Source organism: Bradyrhizobium sp. CCGUVB1N3, assembly GCF_024199925.1.
GTDB lineage: Bacteria > Pseudomonadota > Alphaproteobacteria > Rhizobiales > Xanthobacteraceae > Bradyrhizobium.
This window is the reverse complement of record NZ_JANADR010000001.1, coordinates 7,009,028-7,027,008: the sequence shown is the minus strand read 5'-3', so window position 1 is coordinate 7,027,008 and position 17,981 is coordinate 7,009,028. Positions and strand designations below refer to the sequence as shown.

Here is a 17,981-nt window from a genome sequence, read left to right as displayed (position 1 = left end):
ATGGTTCCTGCGACAACCGGAAAAATGGCTGTCGCTTGCGGCACGCTTAAGCGTTAGATTCCCTTCGGAAAATGAGTTCGGACGCGGCTTTCGCCGCGACGCAAGGGAGAGGTCCCCCAGCAATGCTGCACGACTGGGGCGTGATCGCAGCCGCTTTCGGCTATATCGGCTTCTTGTTCCTGGTGGCGAGCCATGGCGACCGCCGTTCCAAGGCGCGAGCCGGCCGTGCCTCCGGCCTGATCTACCCGCTTTCGCTGGCGATCTACTGCACGTCCTGGACGTTCTTCGGCTCGGTCGGCTTCGCCACCCGCACCTCAACCGACTTCCTCGCGATCTATGTCGGTCCGGTCCTGATGATCGGGATCGGCACCGGCATTCTCCGCCGCGTGATCCAGCTCGCCAAGGCACAGAACATCACCTCGATCGCCGACTTCATCGGCGCGCGCTACGGCAAGAGCCAAGCGGTGGCGGCGACGGTCGCGCTGATCGCGATCATCGGCTCGGTGCCCTATATCGCCCTGCAACTGAAGGCCGTCGCCTCCTCGCTCGAAACCATCTTGAGCGAAGACCAGGCCTTCTCCCACATCCCGATCCTCGGCGACATGGCGCTGATGGTGACGCTGACGATGGCCGCCTTCGCCGTATTGTTCGGCACGCGCCAAACCGACGCCACCGAGCACCAGCACGGGCTCATGCTCGCGGTTGCGACCGAATCCATCGTCAAGCTGGTGGCGTTCCTCGCCGCCGGCGCCTTCGTCACCTTCTGGATGTTCTCGCCGCACGAATTGATCGAACGCGCGATGAAGACGCCGGAGGCGGTGCGCGCCATCAACTATTCGCCCTCGATCGGCAACTTCCTGACCATGACGCTGCTGTCGTTCTGCGCGGTCATGCTGCTGCCGCGCCAGTTCCACGTCAGCGTGGTCGAGAACTCGTCCGATGCCGAGGTCGGCCGCGCCCGCTGGCTGTTCCCGCTCTATCTCGTTGCCATCAACGTCTTCGTGATCCCGATCGCGCTCGCCGGTCTCGTGACCTTCCCGTTCGGCGCGATCGACCCCGACATGTACGTGCTGGCGCTGCCGATGGAGGGCGGCAACGACCTGCTCAGCGTCGCCATCTTCGTCGGTGGATTGTCGGCGGCGACCGCGATGGTGATCGTGGAATGCGTCGCGCTCTCCATCATGGTCTCCAACGACCTGGTGGTGCCGCTGGTGCTGAAGCGGCGGCCGGAGGGCCGCACCGGCGCGACGGACTTCATCGACTTCCTGCTGCGCTCGCGGCGGCTCGCGATCTTCGCCATCATGGTGATGGCCTATTTCTATTATCGCGCGCTCGGCAACACCCAGCTCGCGGCAATTGGTCTCCTGTCCTTTGCCGCCATCGCCCAGCTTGCACCGAGCTTCTTCGGCGGCCTGTTGTGGCGGCGCGCCACCGCGCGCGGCGCCATCGGCGGCATGCTGATCGGCTTCGCGGTGTGGCTCTACACGCTGTTCCTGCCGAGCTTCCTCGACTCCTCGACCTCGGGCATCCTGCTGCTCCAGCACGGCCCGTTCGGCATCGAGGCGTTGCGGCCACAGGCGCTGTTCGGCGCCGACCTGCCGCCGCTGCTGCATGGCGTCGCCTGGTCGCTGTCGCTCAACATCCTCACCTACGTGCTGCTCTCGCTGGCGCGCCAGCCGAGCTCGATCGAGCTCGTGCAGGGCGACCTGTTCGTCCCCAATACGCTCGCGCCGATCGCACCGAATTTCCGCCGCTGGCGCACCACCGTCACCGTGCAGGACATCCAGAGCACGGTCGCGCAATATCTCGGGCCCGACCGCGCGCGGCAATCCTTTGAGGCCTTTGCGGCGCGGCGCAACGTGCGGCTCGAAGCCGGGGCGCCGGCCGATTTCGAGCTGTTGCAGCATGCCGAGCATATGATCGCCTCCTCGATCGGGGCGGCCTCCTCGCGGCTCGTGATGTCGCTGCTGCTGCGTAAGCGGACCGTGTCGGCAAAAGCCGCGCTAAAATTGCTCGACGATTCCCATGCGGCACTGCATTTCAACCGCGAGATCCTCCAGACCGCGCTCAACCATGTCCGCCAGGGCATCGCCGTATTCGACGAGGATTTGCAGCTGATCTGCTCGAACCGGCAGTTCGGCGAGTTGCTGAGCGTGCCGCCGCATTTCATCCAGTTCGGCACGCCGCTGCGCGAGATCCTGGAATTCATGGGCGCCGGCAACCCTGCGGAAGTCGACGATCACGAGGCGATGCTGGCGCGGCGGCTCGTCGCCTATACGACCGACAGCGCGCCGTATCTGGAGCGCCTGCCCGACCGCCATATGGTCATCGAGGTCCTGACCAACCGCATGCCCGGCGGTGGCTTCGTCATCACCTTCACCGACGTCACGCCGTCCTTCGAGGCGGCGGAGGCACTTGAGCGCGCCAACGCCACGCTGGAAAAGCGGGTGCGCGACCGCACCGAGGAGCTGACGCGGCTGAACTCGGAGCTGGCGCAGGCGAAGAGCACCGCCGAAGACGCCAACATTTCCAAGACGCGCTTCCTCGCGGCGGCGAGCCACGACATCCTCCAGCCGCTGAACGCCGCGCGGCTCTACGCCACCAGCCTGGTCGAGCGCCAGCATGGCGGCGAGGAGACGCGGCTGGTCGAGAACATTGACGAGTCGCTCCAGGCGATCGAGGAGATCCTGGGCGCGCTGCTCGACATCTCGCGGCTCGATGCAGGCGCGATGACGACCTCGATCTCGAGCTTCAAGATCGGTGACCTGATGCGGTCGCTTGAGATCGAGTTCGCGCCGATTGCACGCGCAAAGGGCTTGAGGCTAACCTTCATGCCTTGCTCGCTGGCGGTCAAATCCGACCGGCTGCTGCTGCGGCGCCTGCTCCAGAACCTGATCTCCAACGCGATCAAATATACCCCGCGCGGGCGCGTGCTGGTCGGCTGCCGCCGCCATGGACAATCGCTGAAAGTCTGCGTCTACGACACCGGCGTCGGCATCCCCGCCGCGAAACGCAGCGAGATCTTCAAGGAATTCCACCGCCTCGAACAGGGCGCGCGGATCGCGCGCGGCCTGGGGCTGGGCCTGTCGATCGTCGAACGCCTGGCGCGCGTGCTCAAGCACGGCATCGCCATCGATGCCAATACGAGCGGCGGCTCGATGTTCTCGGTGACGGTGCCGACCGCGAAGGCTGCGACCCATACCGCGGCCGTGACCAGCGCGACGCCGCTCGCACGCACACCGATTGCCGGCGCGCTGATTGTGTGCATCGAGAACGATGCGGCGATCCTCGACGGCATGCGCACGCTGCTGAAGGCCTGGGATGCCGAGGTCATCGCGGTCGCCGATCCCGAGGGCGCGATCAGCGCGATCGAGGCGGCCGGCCGCAACGTGACGGGCCTGCTCGTCGACTATCATCTCGACCGCGGCAACGGCATTGCCGCCATCCGCGACATCCGCCGCCGCTTCGGCGACAATATTCCGGCGATCCTGATCACCGCCGACCGCAGCCCGGCCGTGCAGGTCGCCGCGCGTGAGGAGCAGATCGCGGTCTTGAACAAGCCGGTGAAGCCGGCCTCGCTCCGCGCGCTGCTCGGACAATGGCGCACACAGCAGATGGTGGCTGCGGAGTGAACGAAGGGCCGCTGCCTTTACCCGATCCGTCATGCTGAGGAGGCCGCGTAGCGGCCGTCTCGAAGCACGACGGCCCGACTAGGGCCGTTCATCCTTCGAGGCTCGCTGCGCGAGCGCCTCAGGATGACGGGACCAGCAATAGCTTAAGTGGTCGGCGTGCCCTGCTTCCACTGGCCGCCGGCGATCTTGGCGGCGGCGATCACGGCCTGGGTGCGGCTTTCGACGCCGAGCTTTTGCAGGATCGCGGAGACGTGGGCCTTGATGGTCGCCTCGGAGACGCCGAGCTCATAGGCAATCTGCTTGTTCAGGAGACCTTCCGACAGCATCATCAGCACCCGCACCTGCTGCGGCGTCAGCGTCACCAGGCGGTCGCGCAGCCGCATCATGTCGGGATCGGCGGCGGAGTTGAGGTCGATATCCGGCGGCACCCAGACGTCGCCGTCCATCACCTTCAGGATGGCGTCACGCAGGGTCTCGACGCCGAACCGCTTGGGAATGAAACCGGAGGCGCCGAAGTCGAGCGAGCGGCGAATCGTGGCGCTGTCGTCGGACGCCGAGACGATGACCACCGGGATCGCCGGATATTGCGCACGCAGATAGATCAGGCCGGAAAATCCCGAGATTCCCGGCATCGACAGGTCGAGCAGGACCAGGTCGACGTCGGAGTCCTGTTCCAGGAGCTTGGTGAGATCTTCGAACGATCCGGCCTCCTCGATCCTCGCCGAGGTCAGAACGCCGGCCACGGCCTGGCGCAGCGCATCGCGGAACAGGGGATGGTCATCGGCGATGACGAGGCGGGTTGCGGGAGCGTTCATCGATCTCTTGCTGTCGTTGTGATCGGGGCCAACAAGCCAAGGCACCGGCGGGTCAATTCTTCCCCGAGCGGCCGTGGCATGCAAGCCCACATTATCCCTTTGCGGCAAAGGGGTTAATCCCGATCTTCTACCTCACGCGGCATTGCATGCCAGCACCCGTCAGCCACGCGTCAGTGCGAAAGGCCGAAAGTCGTATTGGGGCCGGTTTCACGGCGATGTTACCTTGGGGGCAAGCCCAGAGGCTGCCCGGCTGCGTCCGGACATCCGCAGGGAGCGAGGAAACGATTTTCGGGGAGCGAATTCAACATGACGACAATGACTGTGTCCCGTGCTGGCGCAGGAGGCATGACGAAGGACGAACGGTTCGTCATTCTCGCCTCTTCGCTCGGCACCGTCTTCGAGTGGTACGATTTTTACCTCTACGGTTCGCTCGCCGGCATCATCGGCCTGCAATTCTTCTCGGATTATCCGCCAGCGACCCGTGACATCTTCGCGCTGCTGGCCTTCGCGGCAGGCTTCCTGGTGCGCCCGTTCGGCGCCATCGTGTTCGGGCGCGTCGGCGACATCGTTGGCCGCAAATACACCTTCCTCGTCACCATCCTGATCATGGGTCTGTCGACCTTCATCGTCGGCCTGCTGCCGAACGCGGCGACGATCGGGTTCGCGGCTCCGGTGATCCTGATCGCGCTGCGCCTCGCCCAGGGTCTCGCCCTCGGCGGCGAATATGGCGGTGCGGCAACCTACGTCGCCGAGCACGCGCCGAACGGCAAGCGCGGCTACTACACCTCCTTCATCCAGACCACGGCGACGATGGGCCTGTTCCTGTCGCTGCTGGTGATCCTGTTCACCCGCACCGCGACCGGTGAAGCCGAGTTTGCCAAGTGGGGTTGGCGCATCCCGTTCCTGGTCTCGGTGCTCTTGCTTGGCGTCTCGGTCTGGATCCGGCTCCGCCTCAATGAATCGCCGATCTTCCAGAAGATGAAGGATGAAGGAAAGAGCTCCAAGGCGCCGCTGACGGAGGCCTTCGCCAACTGGCAGAACGGCAAGCTCGTGCTGCTCGCTCTGCTCGGCGGCACCATGGGTCAGGGCGTGGTCTGGTACACCGGCCAGTTCTATGCGCTGTTCTTCCTGCAATCGATCCTGAAGGTCGACGGTTACACCGCGAACCTGCTGATCGCCTGGTCGCTCTTGCTGGGCACCGGCTTCTTCGTCGTGTTCGGCGCGCTGTCGGACAAGATCGGCCGCAAGCCGATCATCCTCGGCGGCTGCCTGATCGCGGCGCTGACCTTCTTCCCGATCTTCAAGATGATCACCACCAACGCCAACCCGGCGCTGGAAAAGGCGATCGAATCGGGCAAGGTCGAGGTGTGGGCAGATCCCGCGGGCTGCGGCGACCTGTTCAACCCGGTCGGCACCCGCGTCTTCACCGCACCTTGCGACACCGCACGCGCCTTCCTGTCGCAGTCGTCGGTCAAATACGTGACGATGCCCGGCGCGGCCGGCTCCGGCGTCAAGGTCGTCGTCAACGGCAAGGAAGTGCCCTACGCCAACGCCAAGGACAGCAACCCGGCCGTCCTCGCGGCGGTGCAGGCGGCCGGCTATCCCAAGGCGGGCGACGCCGGCATCGTCAAGATGGCACATCCGTTCGACATCTTCCGTCCGCAGGTGGCTGCGATCATCGGCTTGCTGTTCATCCTGGTGATCTTCGTCACCATGGTGTACGGGCCGATCGCGGCAATGCTGGTCGAGCTGTTCCCGACCAAGATCCGCTACACCTCGATGTCGCTGCCCTACCACATCGGCAACGGCTGGTTCGGTGGCCTGTTGCCGGCGACCGCGTTTGCGATCGTGGCCTCGACCGGCGACATCTATGCCGGCCTCTGGTACCCGATCGTGTTCGCGGTGATCACCGCGGTGGTCGGCTTCCTGTTCCTGCCGGAGACCAAGGACGTCGACATCAAGGCGACCTGATCGCGCAAGCTGCCGGCGCCTGCCGCCGGCGCAAGCCAAACGCAAACCGGCCGCGAAATCCGCGGCCGGTTTTGTTTTGTCAGCCCACGCCGGTCAGTTCGCCTGGCCGATGAATTGCAGCACGATTTCGCGCCGGTGCGGCTGCGCACGATGCTCGATCAGATAGATCGCCTGCCAGATGCCGAGCGCGAGCCGGGCGTTCTGCACGGGCACCTGCAGCGATGTCCCGGTCAGCATGGTCTTGATATGCGCCGGCATATCGTCGGGTCCCTCGGTGTCATGCACCCAGCCGGCATTTTCCGGCGCGAGCCGCGACAGCGCCGTGGAGAGATCGACGAGCACGGAGGGATCGGCATTTTCCTGAATCGTCAGCGAGGCCGAGGTATGACGGATGAACAGCGTCAATGCGCCCTCGCGCGCGTGGACGTCGCGCACGAATTCTGCAGCCTCCGCGGTGAGGTCGACGAAGCCGCGGCCTGAGGTGCGCACTGTCAGCAACGATGTGCTGATCGTGGTGGCCTGCACGGTCGATGGCGCGGAGCGGGTCGTCGATGTCATCGAAACTCTTTCAATTCGGACACTGCTGTCGGGTGGGCAAAGCGAAGCGTGCCCACCTTGTCTGTCCCGATCGTCGAAAGATGGTGGGCACGGCGCTTCGCGCCTTTGCCCACCCTACGAAGGACAACGCGCGGGCACGCTAGCGGGTCCTAAATCTTCCCCGACACGTCCTTCTGCACGCGGTTGGCCATCTCTATCAACCGCCGCCAGGCGCGCTCCAGGAACGACATCACGCGGTCGACGTCCTGATCGCTCGGCAGCGGGACCTCGATCTTGCGGTTGTTCTCCGCGACCTTCGGCTCGGCCTTCTTCAGCGAGTCGGATTTCGGCAGCGCGTCCTCGATCTTGCCGGACACGGGCGGCCCGGCGGCCAACTGCGCCCGCAGCTTCTCAAGCTCGGCCTGCAGGCGGCCGATCTCGGCGTCGAGTGCAGAGCGCTCGTCGGGCACGGCGTAGCAGGCCCATCCCGCCCCGTTGTTCGAGCAGGTGGACACGATCCCGGTACGGGTATCGAGCCGCAACACGCCGTCCGGGGTCGGCGTCATAGTGTAGCGGCCGTTCTCGCTGTCGGGCGCCGATTGCGCGGCAACGAGACCGCCGCCCGCCGTGATAGCCACGGCGATGAAGGCCGTCGAAAACCATGATGCTGTGGATGACGTCGCTGACCTCATGGCGCTGCTCCGTCGGAAAATGATGTGACCCGCCCGCAATCCTACACCCCGCGCGCGAAAAACGCGCCGGCGGGACGGCTGATTTCCGCAGCTCGTTCGATACCGGTAGGGCGACCATATCCGGGCAAGACCCGCCGATTGCGGCGCCAGCTGCTGCGGTGCGGCGTCACGCTGTGCGCAGCGCTGTGGAACGCAGCGTTATCGCAAGTAATATCAAATAGATAGATGAAAACGACGCAATCGTGACTTGGCTTGACTTGATTATGTGCGGTCAGTATGGTCCGCGCGGCTTTCGAGGGTGGCGGCGTAATTTTCATTCAACCGCGGCGTTTTGGGTCTTCGTTTCATGGCTCAAGGCACGAGACACGGCGAGAATGGAAATGGCGATGAATCGCCTGAGGAAGCTGCGCTTTCCGCAAGGCTCGGAAGTCTTAATCAGCGGTTGTCCGAAATTCGCGACCGCAGGAGCAAGACCGAGCAACCCGCAGGTGAAGGTGGAGACGGAGCGGCCAGAGCCTCGGCGATGGCGCTTGGTTTCCGGCTATCCTCCGAGTTGATCGCCGGGGTCATTGTCGGAGCGGGGATTGGCTGGGGGTTCGACCGCTTGCTGTCGACGTCGCCTTTCGGATTTATCGTGTTCACGCTGCTGGGCTTCGTGGCCGGCGTGGTGAACGTGGTGAGATCGGCGGGCGCGGGTCCAAACAGGCGCAATGGTTCGTAGCCCCTCCTGCCAGAGGATTTGATCGTGCCGGCCTCGCCGGTACGGGCCGGCCCGGCCGGTTGACCGAGACCAGCCGGCTCGCCCGGCAGACAAGAGATGCCGCGCTGATGAAAATCGATCCGATCCACCAGTTCAACATCGAGCCTCTCTTCACGATCGGCCATATCGGCAATCAAACGATCGCCTTCACCAATTCATCGCTCTACATGCTGGTGGCCGTCGCCATTATCTCGATCCTGATGCTTGCCAGCGGCACGCAGCTGGTTCCGGGCCGCCTCCAGTCGGTCGCCGAAATCTCCTATGAGTTCGTCGCCTCGACCATCCGCTCGACGGCCGGTGCGGAAGGCATGAAGTTCTTCCCACTGATCTTCTCGCTGTTCATGTTCATCTGCGTCTCGAACCTGGTCGGCATTATTCCCTACACCTTCACGATCTCGAGCCATCTGATCGTCACCGCAGGGCTGGCGCTGCTGGTGTTTTTCACCGTGCTGATCTACGGCGTCGCCAAGAACGGCGTGAAGTTCTTCAAGATTTTCGTTCCCCACGGCGTCCCGGGCTACGTCCTGCCGCTGGTCATGTTCATCGAGATCCTGTCGTTCTTCCTGCGGCCGGTCTCGCACAGCATTCGTCTGTTTGCCAACATGCTGGCCGGCCACATCGCGCTGAAGGTATTCGCGGGCTTCGTCGCCATGCTGGGCTTCTCCCTCGGCGCCATCGGCTGGGTCGGCGGCGTGCTGCCGCTGGCGCTCACGATCGCGCTGTACGCTCTCGAGATTCTGGTCGCGTTCCTGCAAGCCTATGTGTTTGCGATCCTGACCTGCATCTACCTCAACGACGCCATTCATCCGGGACACTAAGCGGTCCGGGGAATTTCCACCCACAACCCAATCTTTCTTCCAAGGAGTCTAAAATGGATCCGGCAGCAGCAAAACTTATCGGCGCGGGCATCGCGTGCATCGGCATGGGCGGCGCGGGCGTCGGCGTGGGCGTGATCTTCGGCAACTACCTCGCTGCAGCCGTCCGTAACCCGTCGGCCGCTCAGGGCCAGTTCGGCAACCTGATCTTCGGCTTCGCCGTGACCGAAGCGCTCGGCATCTTCTCGCTGCTGATCGCGCTGCTTCTGCTGTTCGTTTTCTGAGAACGACTTCTTTCGCGCCGCTTCATCCGAAGCGGCGCGTGACAGCAACAGGAGTACTCCATGGCCGAGAGTCATGGCGGGGCGAAAGGTCCAGCGACCAACGCCCACACCGAAGCCGACGGCGGTCATCACAGCGGCGGCTTTCCGCCGTTCGAGAGCAGCACCTTTGCTTCGCAGCTGGTGTCGCTCGCGATCTTCTTCGTCGCGCTTTACGTGATCGTGTCCAAGCTCGCCCTGCCGAAGGTCGGCGGTGCGATCGAAGCGCGTCAGAACAAGATCGAGGGCGACCTCACTGAGGCGCAGGCGCTGAAGGACCAGTCCGACGCGGCGCTGAAGGCCTATGAAGGCGAGCTCGCTTCGGCGCGTTCGCGCGCACAGGCGATCAGCAACGAGACCCGCGAAAAGTCGAACGCGCAGGCGGAAGCCGAACGCAAGACGCTGGAAGAGCAATTGGCGAAAAAGCTCGCCGAGGCGGAGAAGACCATCGCCTCGACCCGCGCCACCGCCATGGGCAACGTCCGCGGCATCGCGGCCGATGCGGCAGGCACCATCGTGCAGCAGCTCACCGGCGTCATTCCGGATGCGGCGTCGGTCAATGCCGCCGTTGATGCGTCCTTGAAGGGTTAGTCGATATGTTCTTCGATCCTGAAACCTGGGTCGCCGTCGCCTTCGTGATCCTGATGGTCGTGTTCGGCTATCTCGGGATCTTCAAGTCGGCAATGTCAGCGCTCGATCATCGCGCCGACCGCATCAAGGCCGAGCTCGACGACGCGACGCGCCTCAAGCAGGAAGCCGCCAAGGTGCTCGCCGACTACAAGGCGCGCACTGCCTCGGCCGAACGCGAGGCCGCCGACATCATCGCCAACGCCAAGTCCGAAGCCGAGCGCATCGCGACTGAGGCCAAGGCCAAGATGGAAGACTTCGTCGCCCGTCGTACCAAGACCGCGGAGAGCAAGATCGCGCTCGCCGAGGCCCAGGCGCTCGCCGACGTCCGCGCCGCGGCCGCAGAGGCCGCGGTCCAGGCCGCCTCCACGATCCTGTCGCAGTCGGTCAAGGGCCAGGTCGCCGACGACCTGCTCGCCAAGGGCATCACCGAGGTTCGGCAGAAGCTGAACTGAGGCGAGCTTCCTCACAAATCAAAAAAGCCGGCGCGATGAGCGCCGGCTTTTTTGTTGGGAAGCACAGATGAATGTGACCGAACAGGTCTCGTGTCCCGGACGCGGCGCGGCATGAAATGACGCGATGCAGAGCCGGGACCCACGCGGCGAGAGAGGCACTGGGCCCCGGCTCTGCGGCGCACCGCTACGCGCTGCGCCGCGTCCGGGGCACGAGAATCATTTCTTCTTCTTCGGCGCCGGCTTCGACGATCCCGACAACGCCTGCGGGTCGAAGCCGACATAGAACACGTAGGAATCAGCGACCGCGGCCGACGGCATCGGATAGGCCATGTCCTCGGCGACGAAGGTGAAGGGCACGCTGCCGTCCTCGGACATCGTCACCGTGGTGCGATAGGCCTTCGACCCGATCACCTTTTCGCCGATGCCGCCCTGCACGACCGCGACGCGCAGCGGAATCTCGACGGACGACGGCGCACCAGCGGGGCCCGCGACGATACGGCCCTGGATACCGATCCGCGCGGTGATCTCGCTGCCGTTGCGGACGCATTCGCGCGCCATCTTGGTGATCGAGGCCTGGTAGCGCACGTCGTTGCCGACCGCCTGCTTGCCGGGGGCGGCCACGGCATAGGTGGACGCACCCGCGCGCACCGTGACCGGCGGGCAATCGATCTCGGACTGGGCGTCGGCCGGCTGGCCGGGCGCCGGCGTCGTGGTCTGGGCCGGCGGCTCGTCCGAGGACCCGCCGAACAGGCTCTTGAAGCGGTCAGTCAGCGACTGCGCCGCCGCCGGCGAAGCCGCCGCGAACACAATCGACAATACCAGCACGATCGCCGGACCTCGCCGCAGCGCGGTCTGCGACGACCGAACCTCTCTCACCTTCAAGGGACCATACTCCATGACAATGTCCCGGCGGATCGCCGGCTTGTTGGGGTTTATATCGCCAATATCGGCGAACCCAAGGCAACTAACGAGACAACACAATGGGACTTTCGGCTTGGTTAGCCGCGGAAATCCTCGTGCAGCAGGCCGAACAGCAGATGGTCCTGCCAGACCCCGTTGATGCAGAGATAGCGGCGCGCCAGCCCCTCACGGGAGAAGCCGCATTTCTCCAGCACCCGGATCGACGGCGCATTGGTGGGGATGCAGGCGGCCTCCACCCGGTGCAGGTTGAGCTCGCCGAACAGGGTCGGCAGCAGCACCCGCAGCGCCGCCGTCATGTAACCGCGATGGGCGTAGGGCTGCCCGACCCAGTAGCCGATCGTGCCTGCCTGGACGATGCCGCGGCGGACATTGGCTAGCGTAATGCCGCCGACCATGGCGCTGTCGAGTTCCCGGAAGATCAGGAACGGATAGGAGCGGTCCGCCGCGATATCCTCGGCATAGCGGCGCAGGCGCCGGCGAAAGCCCGAGCGGGTGAGATCATCGGACGGCCAGATCGGCTCCCAAGGGGTCAGGTAGTCACGGCTTCCCTCGCGCAGATGCGCCCATTGCAGGAAGTCCGACATCTGCGGCGCACGCAACAGCAGCCCGTTGCCACGCGGGGCGAGGGCGGCGGGTCCACTGGATGGCAAGCGGAAGAGGGCCATGTGATGCTTCCCGGGGGCGCAACGTGAGCCCTTCCGGCACAGCTCCTAATGGAGCCTCGCCTTGGCCCGCGCCCGGGTCAATCCTTCCGCAAAAGACACCGCCGTGTCCAGACCCCTGCCGCTGCCCAATGCAACGACCGCAGGGCGGCTCCGCGATAATAGCGCTCGTGCCGCATTACGCGTCGATTCGACGCTGACGGCGTCGATTCGGGCCACCAGCTCCTGCACCGTCTGGGGCCGCCCATAGGCCAGCACGTGCCGCGCGAGCTGCTCGGCGCGCGAAGAGCAGCTCTCCAGCGCCATCAAGAGGCCCGCCTTCATCTGTGCTTTCGCACGCGCGATCTCGGCTTCCGTCAACGTCTCCACCGAATCATTGATGATGTCGACGACGACCTCCATCATCTCCGGCGCGTCCGCCGGATCGGTGCCCGTGTAGAGCCCGAAGAAACCGGTATCGGTATAGGGCGCGTGGAAGCTGTAGATCGAATAGCACAGCCCGCGCTTCTCTCGCACCTCCTGGAACAGCCGCGACGACATTCCACCGCCGAGGATGTTGGTGAAGACCTGGAGCGAGAACAGCGACTGGTCGGTCTGCGGCACGCCTTCCAGCGCCAGCGTCAGATGCGCCTGCTCGAGCTCGCGATGCACCACCTTCGCCCCGCCCTTGCCGAACATCGCAGGCGCCGGCTTCGGTCCCGGCGTCGCCTCGAAACTTGCAAACCGCTGCTCGACCTCGTCCACGACCTGACGGTGATCGACCGCGCCTGCGGCGGCCACCACCATGTCGGGGCCGCGATAATGCGTGGTGAGATAGCCGCGCAGCGTGTCGCGGTTGAAGCCGCGCAGCGTCTTGGCGGTGCCGAGCAGCGAGCGGCCCATCGGCTGGTCGGGATAGCAGAGCTCGTTGAGATGCTCGAACACGACGTCGTCGGGCGTGTCCTGCGCAGCTCCAATCTCCTGCACGATGACGTTCTTCTCGCGCTCGAGCTCTTCCGGCTCGAAGGCGGGATTGGCGAGGATGTCGGCGAGCACATCGAGCGCCAGCGGCACGTCGGCCTTCATCACCCGCGCGTAGTAGGACGTCGTCTCGGTCGAGGTGCCGGCGTTGAGATCGCCGCCGACCGCCTCGATCTCCTCGACGATCTCGCGCGAGGAGCGCCGGGTCGTACCCTTGAACGCCATGTGCTCGAGCAGATGGGAAATGCCATGCTCGTTCGGCTTCTCGTCGCGGCCGCCGACGCCGGCCCAGACGCCGAGCGCGGCGGTCTCGACATGGGACATGTTGTCGGTGACGACGGTGAGGCCGGAGGCAAGCTTGGATATCTCGACGCTCATCCGGCAACTCCCTGCTTTGCGGCCCGGCTGACCGACAACACGAACCGCTCTACCTCGGCCTGGTCGTTCTTCATCACCTTCATGTGTTCGGATTTGGTCATCAAGCCGTCGAGCCAGGCCGGCAATTGCGGCCGTATGCCGCAGGCGGCCTCGACCGCGTCGGGGAATTTGGCGGAATGCGCGGTGGACAGCACGATGTTGGGCACCGTCGTGTCCGTGGTGTCGCGATCGGCAACGGCGAGAGCCACCGCGGTATGGGGATCGACGAGCTCGCCGGCCTCGCGCCAGGCGGCACGGATTGCAGCCGAGGTTTCGGTCTCGTCCGCGCGGCCGGCATCGAACTCCTCGCGGATCGCAGCGAGCGTGACGTCGGTCAGCACGAAGCGGCCCGACTGCTTCAGCGAGTCCATCAGACGGCGCACGCCGGCCGCATCGCGCCGGCTCGCCTCGAACATCAGCCGCTCGAAGTTCGATGAGATCTGGATGTCCATCGAGGGCGAGGCCGTCGCATGGACCTCACGCACCTCGTAGATGCCGGTCTTGAGCGTGCGCGCCAGGATGTCGTTGACGTTGGCGGCGATGCGCAAGGTGCGCACCGGAAGCCCCATGCGCTTGGCGACATAGCCCGCGAAAATGTCGCCGAAATTGCCGGTCGGCACCGTGAAATCGACCTGCCGCGCCGGCGCGCCGACCGCGACCGCCGAGGTGAAGTAGTAGACAACCTGCGCCACGATGCGCGCCCAGTTGATCGAGTTGACGCCGGACAGCGCGACCGTGTCGCGGAAGCGGTGATGGTTGAACATCCCCTTCACCAGCGCCTGGCAATCGTCGAACGTGCCTTCGATGGCGAGCGCGTGCACGTTGGCGGCACCTGTCGTCGTCATCATGCGCTGCTGCACGTTGGAGACGCGGTTGTGCGGAAACAGCACGATCAGGTCGACATTCTCCAGGCCCGCGAAGGCCTCGACGGCGGCGCCGCCGGTGTCGCCCGAGGTCGCGACCGTGATGGTGGTGCGCTGGCCGCGCTTGGCGAGGACGTGATCCATCAGCCGCGAGATCAGCTGCATCGCGACGTCCTTGAAGGCGAGCGTCGGACCGTGAAACAGCTCCAAAACGAATTGATGCGGCGACATCTGGCGCAGCGGCACCACGGCCGGGTGGCGGAAGGTGGCGTAGGCCTCGTTCGCCATGCGGCCGAGATCCGCATCCGAGATCTCACCGCCGGTGAAGGGGCGGATCACCTCGACCGCAACCTCCCAATAGGGGCGACCGAAGAAGCTTGCGATCGTCTCAGGCGAGAGCTGCGGCCAGTCGACCGGCACATAGAGCCCGCCATCGCGGGCAAGCCCGGTCAGCATCACGTCGCAGAAGCCAAGCTCGGGGGCCTCGCCCCGGGTGGAGATATATCGAGTCAAACCGCCCTCCAAAGGCCGGCCGTTCGCCTAAACCTTTGATTTTAATGAAGTTACTTTGTTTTGCCGTAGCAAGCTGGGCGGCACCATAGAGCGTTTTGCAGGATCGGGAAACCGCTTCCCGTGTCGCCTCAGCTTAAGGTGGCGCAAGAAAAAGGGCTGCGGCGATGCCGCAGCCCTCTCCTGGAAGGGTCTGTCGTTACGTGTGCAGACCTGATTTATCCGCGTTCGGAGGCCGGATCGCAAACCAAGGCCTCGTCAAATCATTCGCCGTGCGTTTTTTGGTCGGGTGTCATCCCATCGTCAAGGCAAAAACGGTTTGCGCCGGATAACGTTCCAGCTTTTCCCGATCGTACCAAGCCGATTATCGCGGATCGCAACCCGCTGTGCAGCTCGGCGTGACGCGCCTGCTACCTTTTCCCGCTGCCAGAGCATGATCCGGAAAACTGTGAGGCGGTTTTCCGAAAAGATCGTGCTCAAACAATGACCTAAAGCGCGATGACGATTCATCCGATCTCATCGCGCTTTTGGTGCGTGGCCGTCCAGTGCGGACGACCGAGCTCAGTTCATTCCGATCGCCACCGCGATCCGGATCAGGTCGGAGTGGTTTTTCGCGCCAAGCTTCTGCTTCAACAGCGACGTGGTGTTGGCGACGGTCTTGTAGGAGATGCCGAGCGCTTCGGCGACCTCGACGATCTTGTCGCCGCGCCCGAGCAGCCGCAGGATTTCCAGTTCCCGCGGTGTCATCTGCGAAGCCGGGTTGGCCTTGATCGCCGCGCCGGAAAAGGTCACGGCCTCCGCCAGCTGCGGCGAGATGAAATTATCGCCGGCCGCGACCTTGCGCACCGCCTTGACCAGAATTTTGGTGTCGTCGCCCTTGGAGACGTAGCCCTGCGCGCCCATCTCGACCGCCCGAACCACGAAGGCCGGATCGTCGTTGGCGCTGAGCATGATGATCTTTGCGCCTGGATCATCCTTGCGGATACGGCGCATCAGCTCGAAGCCGGAGACGTCGGGGAGGCTGATGTCGATGAGGGTGATGTCGGGGCGCTTGCTGACGAAGGCGCGATGACCGGACTTTGCGTCACTGGCCTCGTCGATCCGGATCGAGTGATCTGACGCGAACAGCGACCTGCAACCGAATACGACGACCGGATGGTCGTCGACGATCAATATCCGCGTGGCCGGCTTGACGATGTCTTGCATTGTTCTGGCTCGCTTTCCAAAACAGATAAGCCAGCGGGAATAAATGGAAAGAGTGAAAATACGACCGGTGTTAGAATTTAACTAAATGGGGAACACCGCTGCGTGCATTTGGCTGCGCCCGTCTGCATATTTGGCGGCGCGGGGCCATGCCGCTAGCACGCAGAGCAGTCCATCGGATTCTGCCGGGCCGGCGCGCAGATGGTCCGGGAGATCTTGCCATCGGCGCTGAAGCCGAAGCTGGCGCGGATACGCAACGAGCCGGCGATCGTATATTCGAGCTCGACACCCTGCGGCGCGGGGCTGATGTCCTCGAGCCCGAATCCGACAGAGGAGAGTGCGCCAAGCCGCGATCCCCAATAGGCTTCGAGCTCGCTGCGGCCGCGGTAGAGATGCGTGCCCCCGCATTGGCATTCGAGGCTCGCATCATCGGTATAGAGATCGATCAGCGACCTGAGGTCGCCCTTGCGACAGGCGTCCAGCCAGTCGACGACAATGCCCATCTGGTCGAAATCACTCACGCATCCATCCCGATCTGCCCACGCGAATTTCGTTTGGTGGCTTACGGCCACAGTCGCGAATGGACACTGGATGGTAAAGCCCGGAAGATTCCGGGTTCCGCGTCAAAAAACCGCGGCGGATCAGTTCCGCCGCCGTCCCCTCACCCACACGCCGAATGCGATCAGCACCGCACCTGCGAGCGTGAACCAGGTGATGGCGTATTGCAGGTGGTCATCCTTCAGATGCACGTCGAGCGGTCCGGGACGCGGGATGCCGTTCTCCGGCGCAGGCTGTTCCAGATCGATATAGAACGGTGCGACCGCGCCCCAGCCGAGCGCGCTCGCCATCAGATGCTGATCGCGCACGAACCACAGCCGCTTGGTGCGGTTCTCCGCTGGCGTGAGCCAGCCCGCCTCTTCCGGAAAACGCAAGTACCCGGTGAGCGCGACCTGCCCGCCGGTGACGAGCTTCGTTACCGCACGATCCTCGACGGACCGATCCTGCATCGTGTTCTCGACGAAGCCGGCATCGACCACGATCATCTCGCCGGTCGGCAGCCGTGCCGGCAGGAAGGCCCAGGTGCCGGGACCGGAGGCATCTTTGCGCACGGCCGAGCCGGAGCTGTAGACCATGGCGTCGGGGAGCGGCGCATAGGTCGCCGTGAAGCTGACGCGGCGAAACTCGTCAGTGGCCGCGTTGAGCATGCTCCACTGTGCGGGCGCCGGCAGCGCGACGGGCGAAGCCGCAAGCCGCTCGGTCAGCGCTGCGATCAATTCATGCTTGGCGACGCGACGCTGCAATTGCCAGACACCGAGCGCGATGAAGGCCGCGATCATGGCGAGCGTGAACAGGCCAAAACCCGCCACGCCGCGGCGCATCGCGATCCCGTTCATTTCGCGCGATCGACCAGCCGGCCCGGCGCCGCCTTGTGGTGGAATTGCAGCGCGATCAACAGCGACTTCATCGACCGCAGCGGCAACAGCGTGGTGACCAGAATCAGCGGCAGCCACAGCGCCGCATGCAGCCAGAACGGCGGCTGGTACTTGACCTCGACGATCAGCGCGCAGGCCACCACGATGGCGCCGGCCAGCATGATGATGAAGATCGCCGGCCCGTCGCCGGCGTCGATGAAGGCGTAGTCGAGGCCGCAGGTCTCACAAGACGGAGCGAGCGTAAGGAAGCCCGCATAGAGCTTGCCCTGTCCGCAGCGCGGGCATTTGCAGGCAAGCCCGCGCATCGCGCTCTGAAGAACGGTCGCGGGAGGATACTCGGTCATGCACTTTCCTTCCCCTCTCGACACCTTAAGCAAAAGGGGCGGCC

General features: G+C 64.5%; 18 protein-coding genes. 7 read left to right on the top strand and 11 right to left on the bottom strand.

Translation table 11 applies throughout. The features are described from left to right. Positions 1-122: 122 nt before the first annotated feature. Positions 123-3,632: a PAS domain-containing hybrid sensor histidine kinase/response regulator gene (locus tag NLM33_RS33510; protein WP_254102730.1), complete on the top strand. Its 3,510-nt coding sequence runs from the start codon at positions 123-125 to the stop codon at positions 3,630-3,632. Between the two features lie 143 nt (positions 3,633-3,775). On the opposite strand, the gene NLM33_RS33505 is transcribed toward NLM33_RS33510, so the two are convergent. After that, positions 3,776-4,447 carry a response regulator transcription factor gene (locus NLM33_RS33505; protein WP_254102728.1) on the bottom strand — a complete coding sequence of 224 codons (672 nt, stop codon included), beginning with the start codon at positions 4,445-4,447 and terminating at the stop codon, positions 3,776-3,778. Positions 4,448-4,792: 345 nt separating this feature from the next. Between NLM33_RS33505 and NLM33_RS33500 the strand changes: the two genes are divergently transcribed. Beyond that, positions 4,793-6,418 (top strand): MFS transporter, encoded by a 1,626-nt coding sequence (locus tag NLM33_RS33500; RefSeq protein WP_254106022.1) that lies wholly within the window; start codon positions 4,793-4,795, stop codon positions 6,416-6,418. A 93-nt stretch (positions 6,419-6,511) separates the two neighbouring features. Here NLM33_RS33500 and NLM33_RS33495 read toward each other — a convergent pair whose 3' ends face one another. Both NLM33_RS33495 and NLM33_RS33490 read right to left on the bottom strand, forming a co-directional pair. Continuing rightward, positions 6,512-6,976, bottom strand: coding sequence for a secondary thiamine-phosphate synthase enzyme YjbQ (locus tag NLM33_RS33495; RefSeq protein ID WP_254102726.1), 465 nt, complete (start codon positions 6,974-6,976; stop codon positions 6,512-6,514). Positions 6,977-7,125: 149 nt separating this feature from the next. After that, complete coding sequence (locus NLM33_RS33490; protein ID WP_254102724.1) at positions 7,126-7,647, bottom strand: hypothetical protein; 522 nt, start codon at positions 7,645-7,647, stop codon at positions 7,126-7,128. Between the two features lie 346 nt (positions 7,648-7,993). Between NLM33_RS33490 and NLM33_RS33485 the strand changes: the two genes are divergently transcribed. The 5 genes from NLM33_RS33485 (at position 7,994) to NLM33_RS33465 (ending at position 10,624) form a co-directional block, all read left to right on the top strand. Beyond that, on the top strand, positions 7,994-8,368 hold the full coding sequence (locus tag NLM33_RS33485) for an AtpZ/AtpI family protein (RefSeq protein ID WP_254102722.1): 375 nt from the start codon (positions 7,994-7,996) through the stop codon (positions 8,366-8,368). Positions 8,369-8,475: 107 nt separating this feature from the next. Then, a complete protein-coding gene (locus tag NLM33_RS33480) occupies positions 8,476-9,225 on the top strand; it encodes a F0F1 ATP synthase subunit A (protein ID WP_254102720.1) in 750 nt (249 codons plus the stop codon). Between the two features lie 53 nt (positions 9,226-9,278). Then, positions 9,279-9,506, top strand: coding sequence for a F0F1 ATP synthase subunit C (locus tag NLM33_RS33475; RefSeq protein WP_018643436.1), 228 nt, complete (start codon positions 9,279-9,281; stop codon positions 9,504-9,506). Between the two features lie 60 nt (positions 9,507-9,566). Beyond that, positions 9,567-10,133, top strand: a complete 567-nt coding sequence (locus tag NLM33_RS33470; protein WP_254102718.1) for a F0F1 ATP synthase subunit B — start codon at positions 9,567-9,569, stop codon at positions 10,131-10,133. A gap of 5 nt (positions 10,134-10,138) precedes the next feature. Beyond that, positions 10,139-10,624, top strand: coding sequence for an ATP F0F1 synthase subunit B (locus NLM33_RS33465; protein ID WP_254102716.1), 486 nt, complete (start codon positions 10,139-10,141; stop codon positions 10,622-10,624). A 216-nt stretch (positions 10,625-10,840) separates the two neighbouring features. Here NLM33_RS33465 and NLM33_RS33460 read toward each other — a convergent pair whose 3' ends face one another. From NLM33_RS33460 to NLM33_RS33425, 8 genes are all read right to left on the bottom strand, one after another. After that, positions 10,841-11,521, bottom strand: a complete 681-nt coding sequence (locus tag NLM33_RS33460) for a hypothetical protein (protein WP_254102714.1) — start codon at positions 11,519-11,521, stop codon at positions 10,841-10,843. Between the two features lie 101 nt (positions 11,522-11,622). Beyond that, entirely contained in the window at positions 11,623-12,210 is a 588-nt protein-coding gene (locus tag NLM33_RS33455; RefSeq protein ID WP_027521429.1) for a GNAT family N-acetyltransferase, read from the bottom strand. A 45-nt stretch (positions 12,211-12,255) separates the two neighbouring features. Next, positions 12,256-13,545 (bottom strand): pitrilysin family protein, encoded by a 1,290-nt coding sequence (locus tag NLM33_RS33450; protein ID WP_254102713.1) that lies wholly within the window; start codon positions 13,543-13,545, stop codon positions 12,256-12,258. Continuing rightward, a complete protein-coding gene (gene thrC, locus NLM33_RS33445) occupies positions 13,542-14,960 on the bottom strand; it encodes a threonine synthase (protein ID WP_254102711.1) in 1,419 nt (472 codons plus the stop codon). Before thrC ends, NLM33_RS33450 begins: the two co-directional genes overlap by 4 nt. 558 nt (positions 14,961-15,518) lie before the next feature. Further along, positions 15,519-16,163 carry a response regulator transcription factor gene (locus NLM33_RS33440; RefSeq protein WP_254102709.1) on the bottom strand — a complete coding sequence of 215 codons (645 nt, stop codon included), beginning with the start codon at positions 16,161-16,163 and terminating at the stop codon, positions 15,519-15,521. A gap of 152 nt (positions 16,164-16,315) precedes the next feature. Then, the gene (locus tag NLM33_RS33435) at positions 16,316-16,681 is read right to left on the bottom strand and encodes a nuclear transport factor 2 family protein (RefSeq protein ID WP_254102707.1); all 366 of its coding nucleotides are present in this window, start codon (positions 16,679-16,681) and stop codon (positions 16,316-16,318) included. Between the two features lie 120 nt (positions 16,682-16,801). After that, positions 16,802-17,554, bottom strand: a complete 753-nt coding sequence (locus tag NLM33_RS33430) for an SURF1 family protein (protein WP_254102705.1) — start codon at positions 17,552-17,554, stop codon at positions 16,802-16,804. Further along, positions 17,551-17,937, bottom strand: coding sequence for a DUF983 domain-containing protein (locus NLM33_RS33425; RefSeq protein ID WP_254102703.1), 387 nt, complete (start codon positions 17,935-17,937; stop codon positions 17,551-17,553). Before NLM33_RS33425 ends, NLM33_RS33430 begins: the two co-directional genes overlap by 4 nt. Between the last annotated feature and the right edge of the window lie 44 nt (positions 17,938-17,981).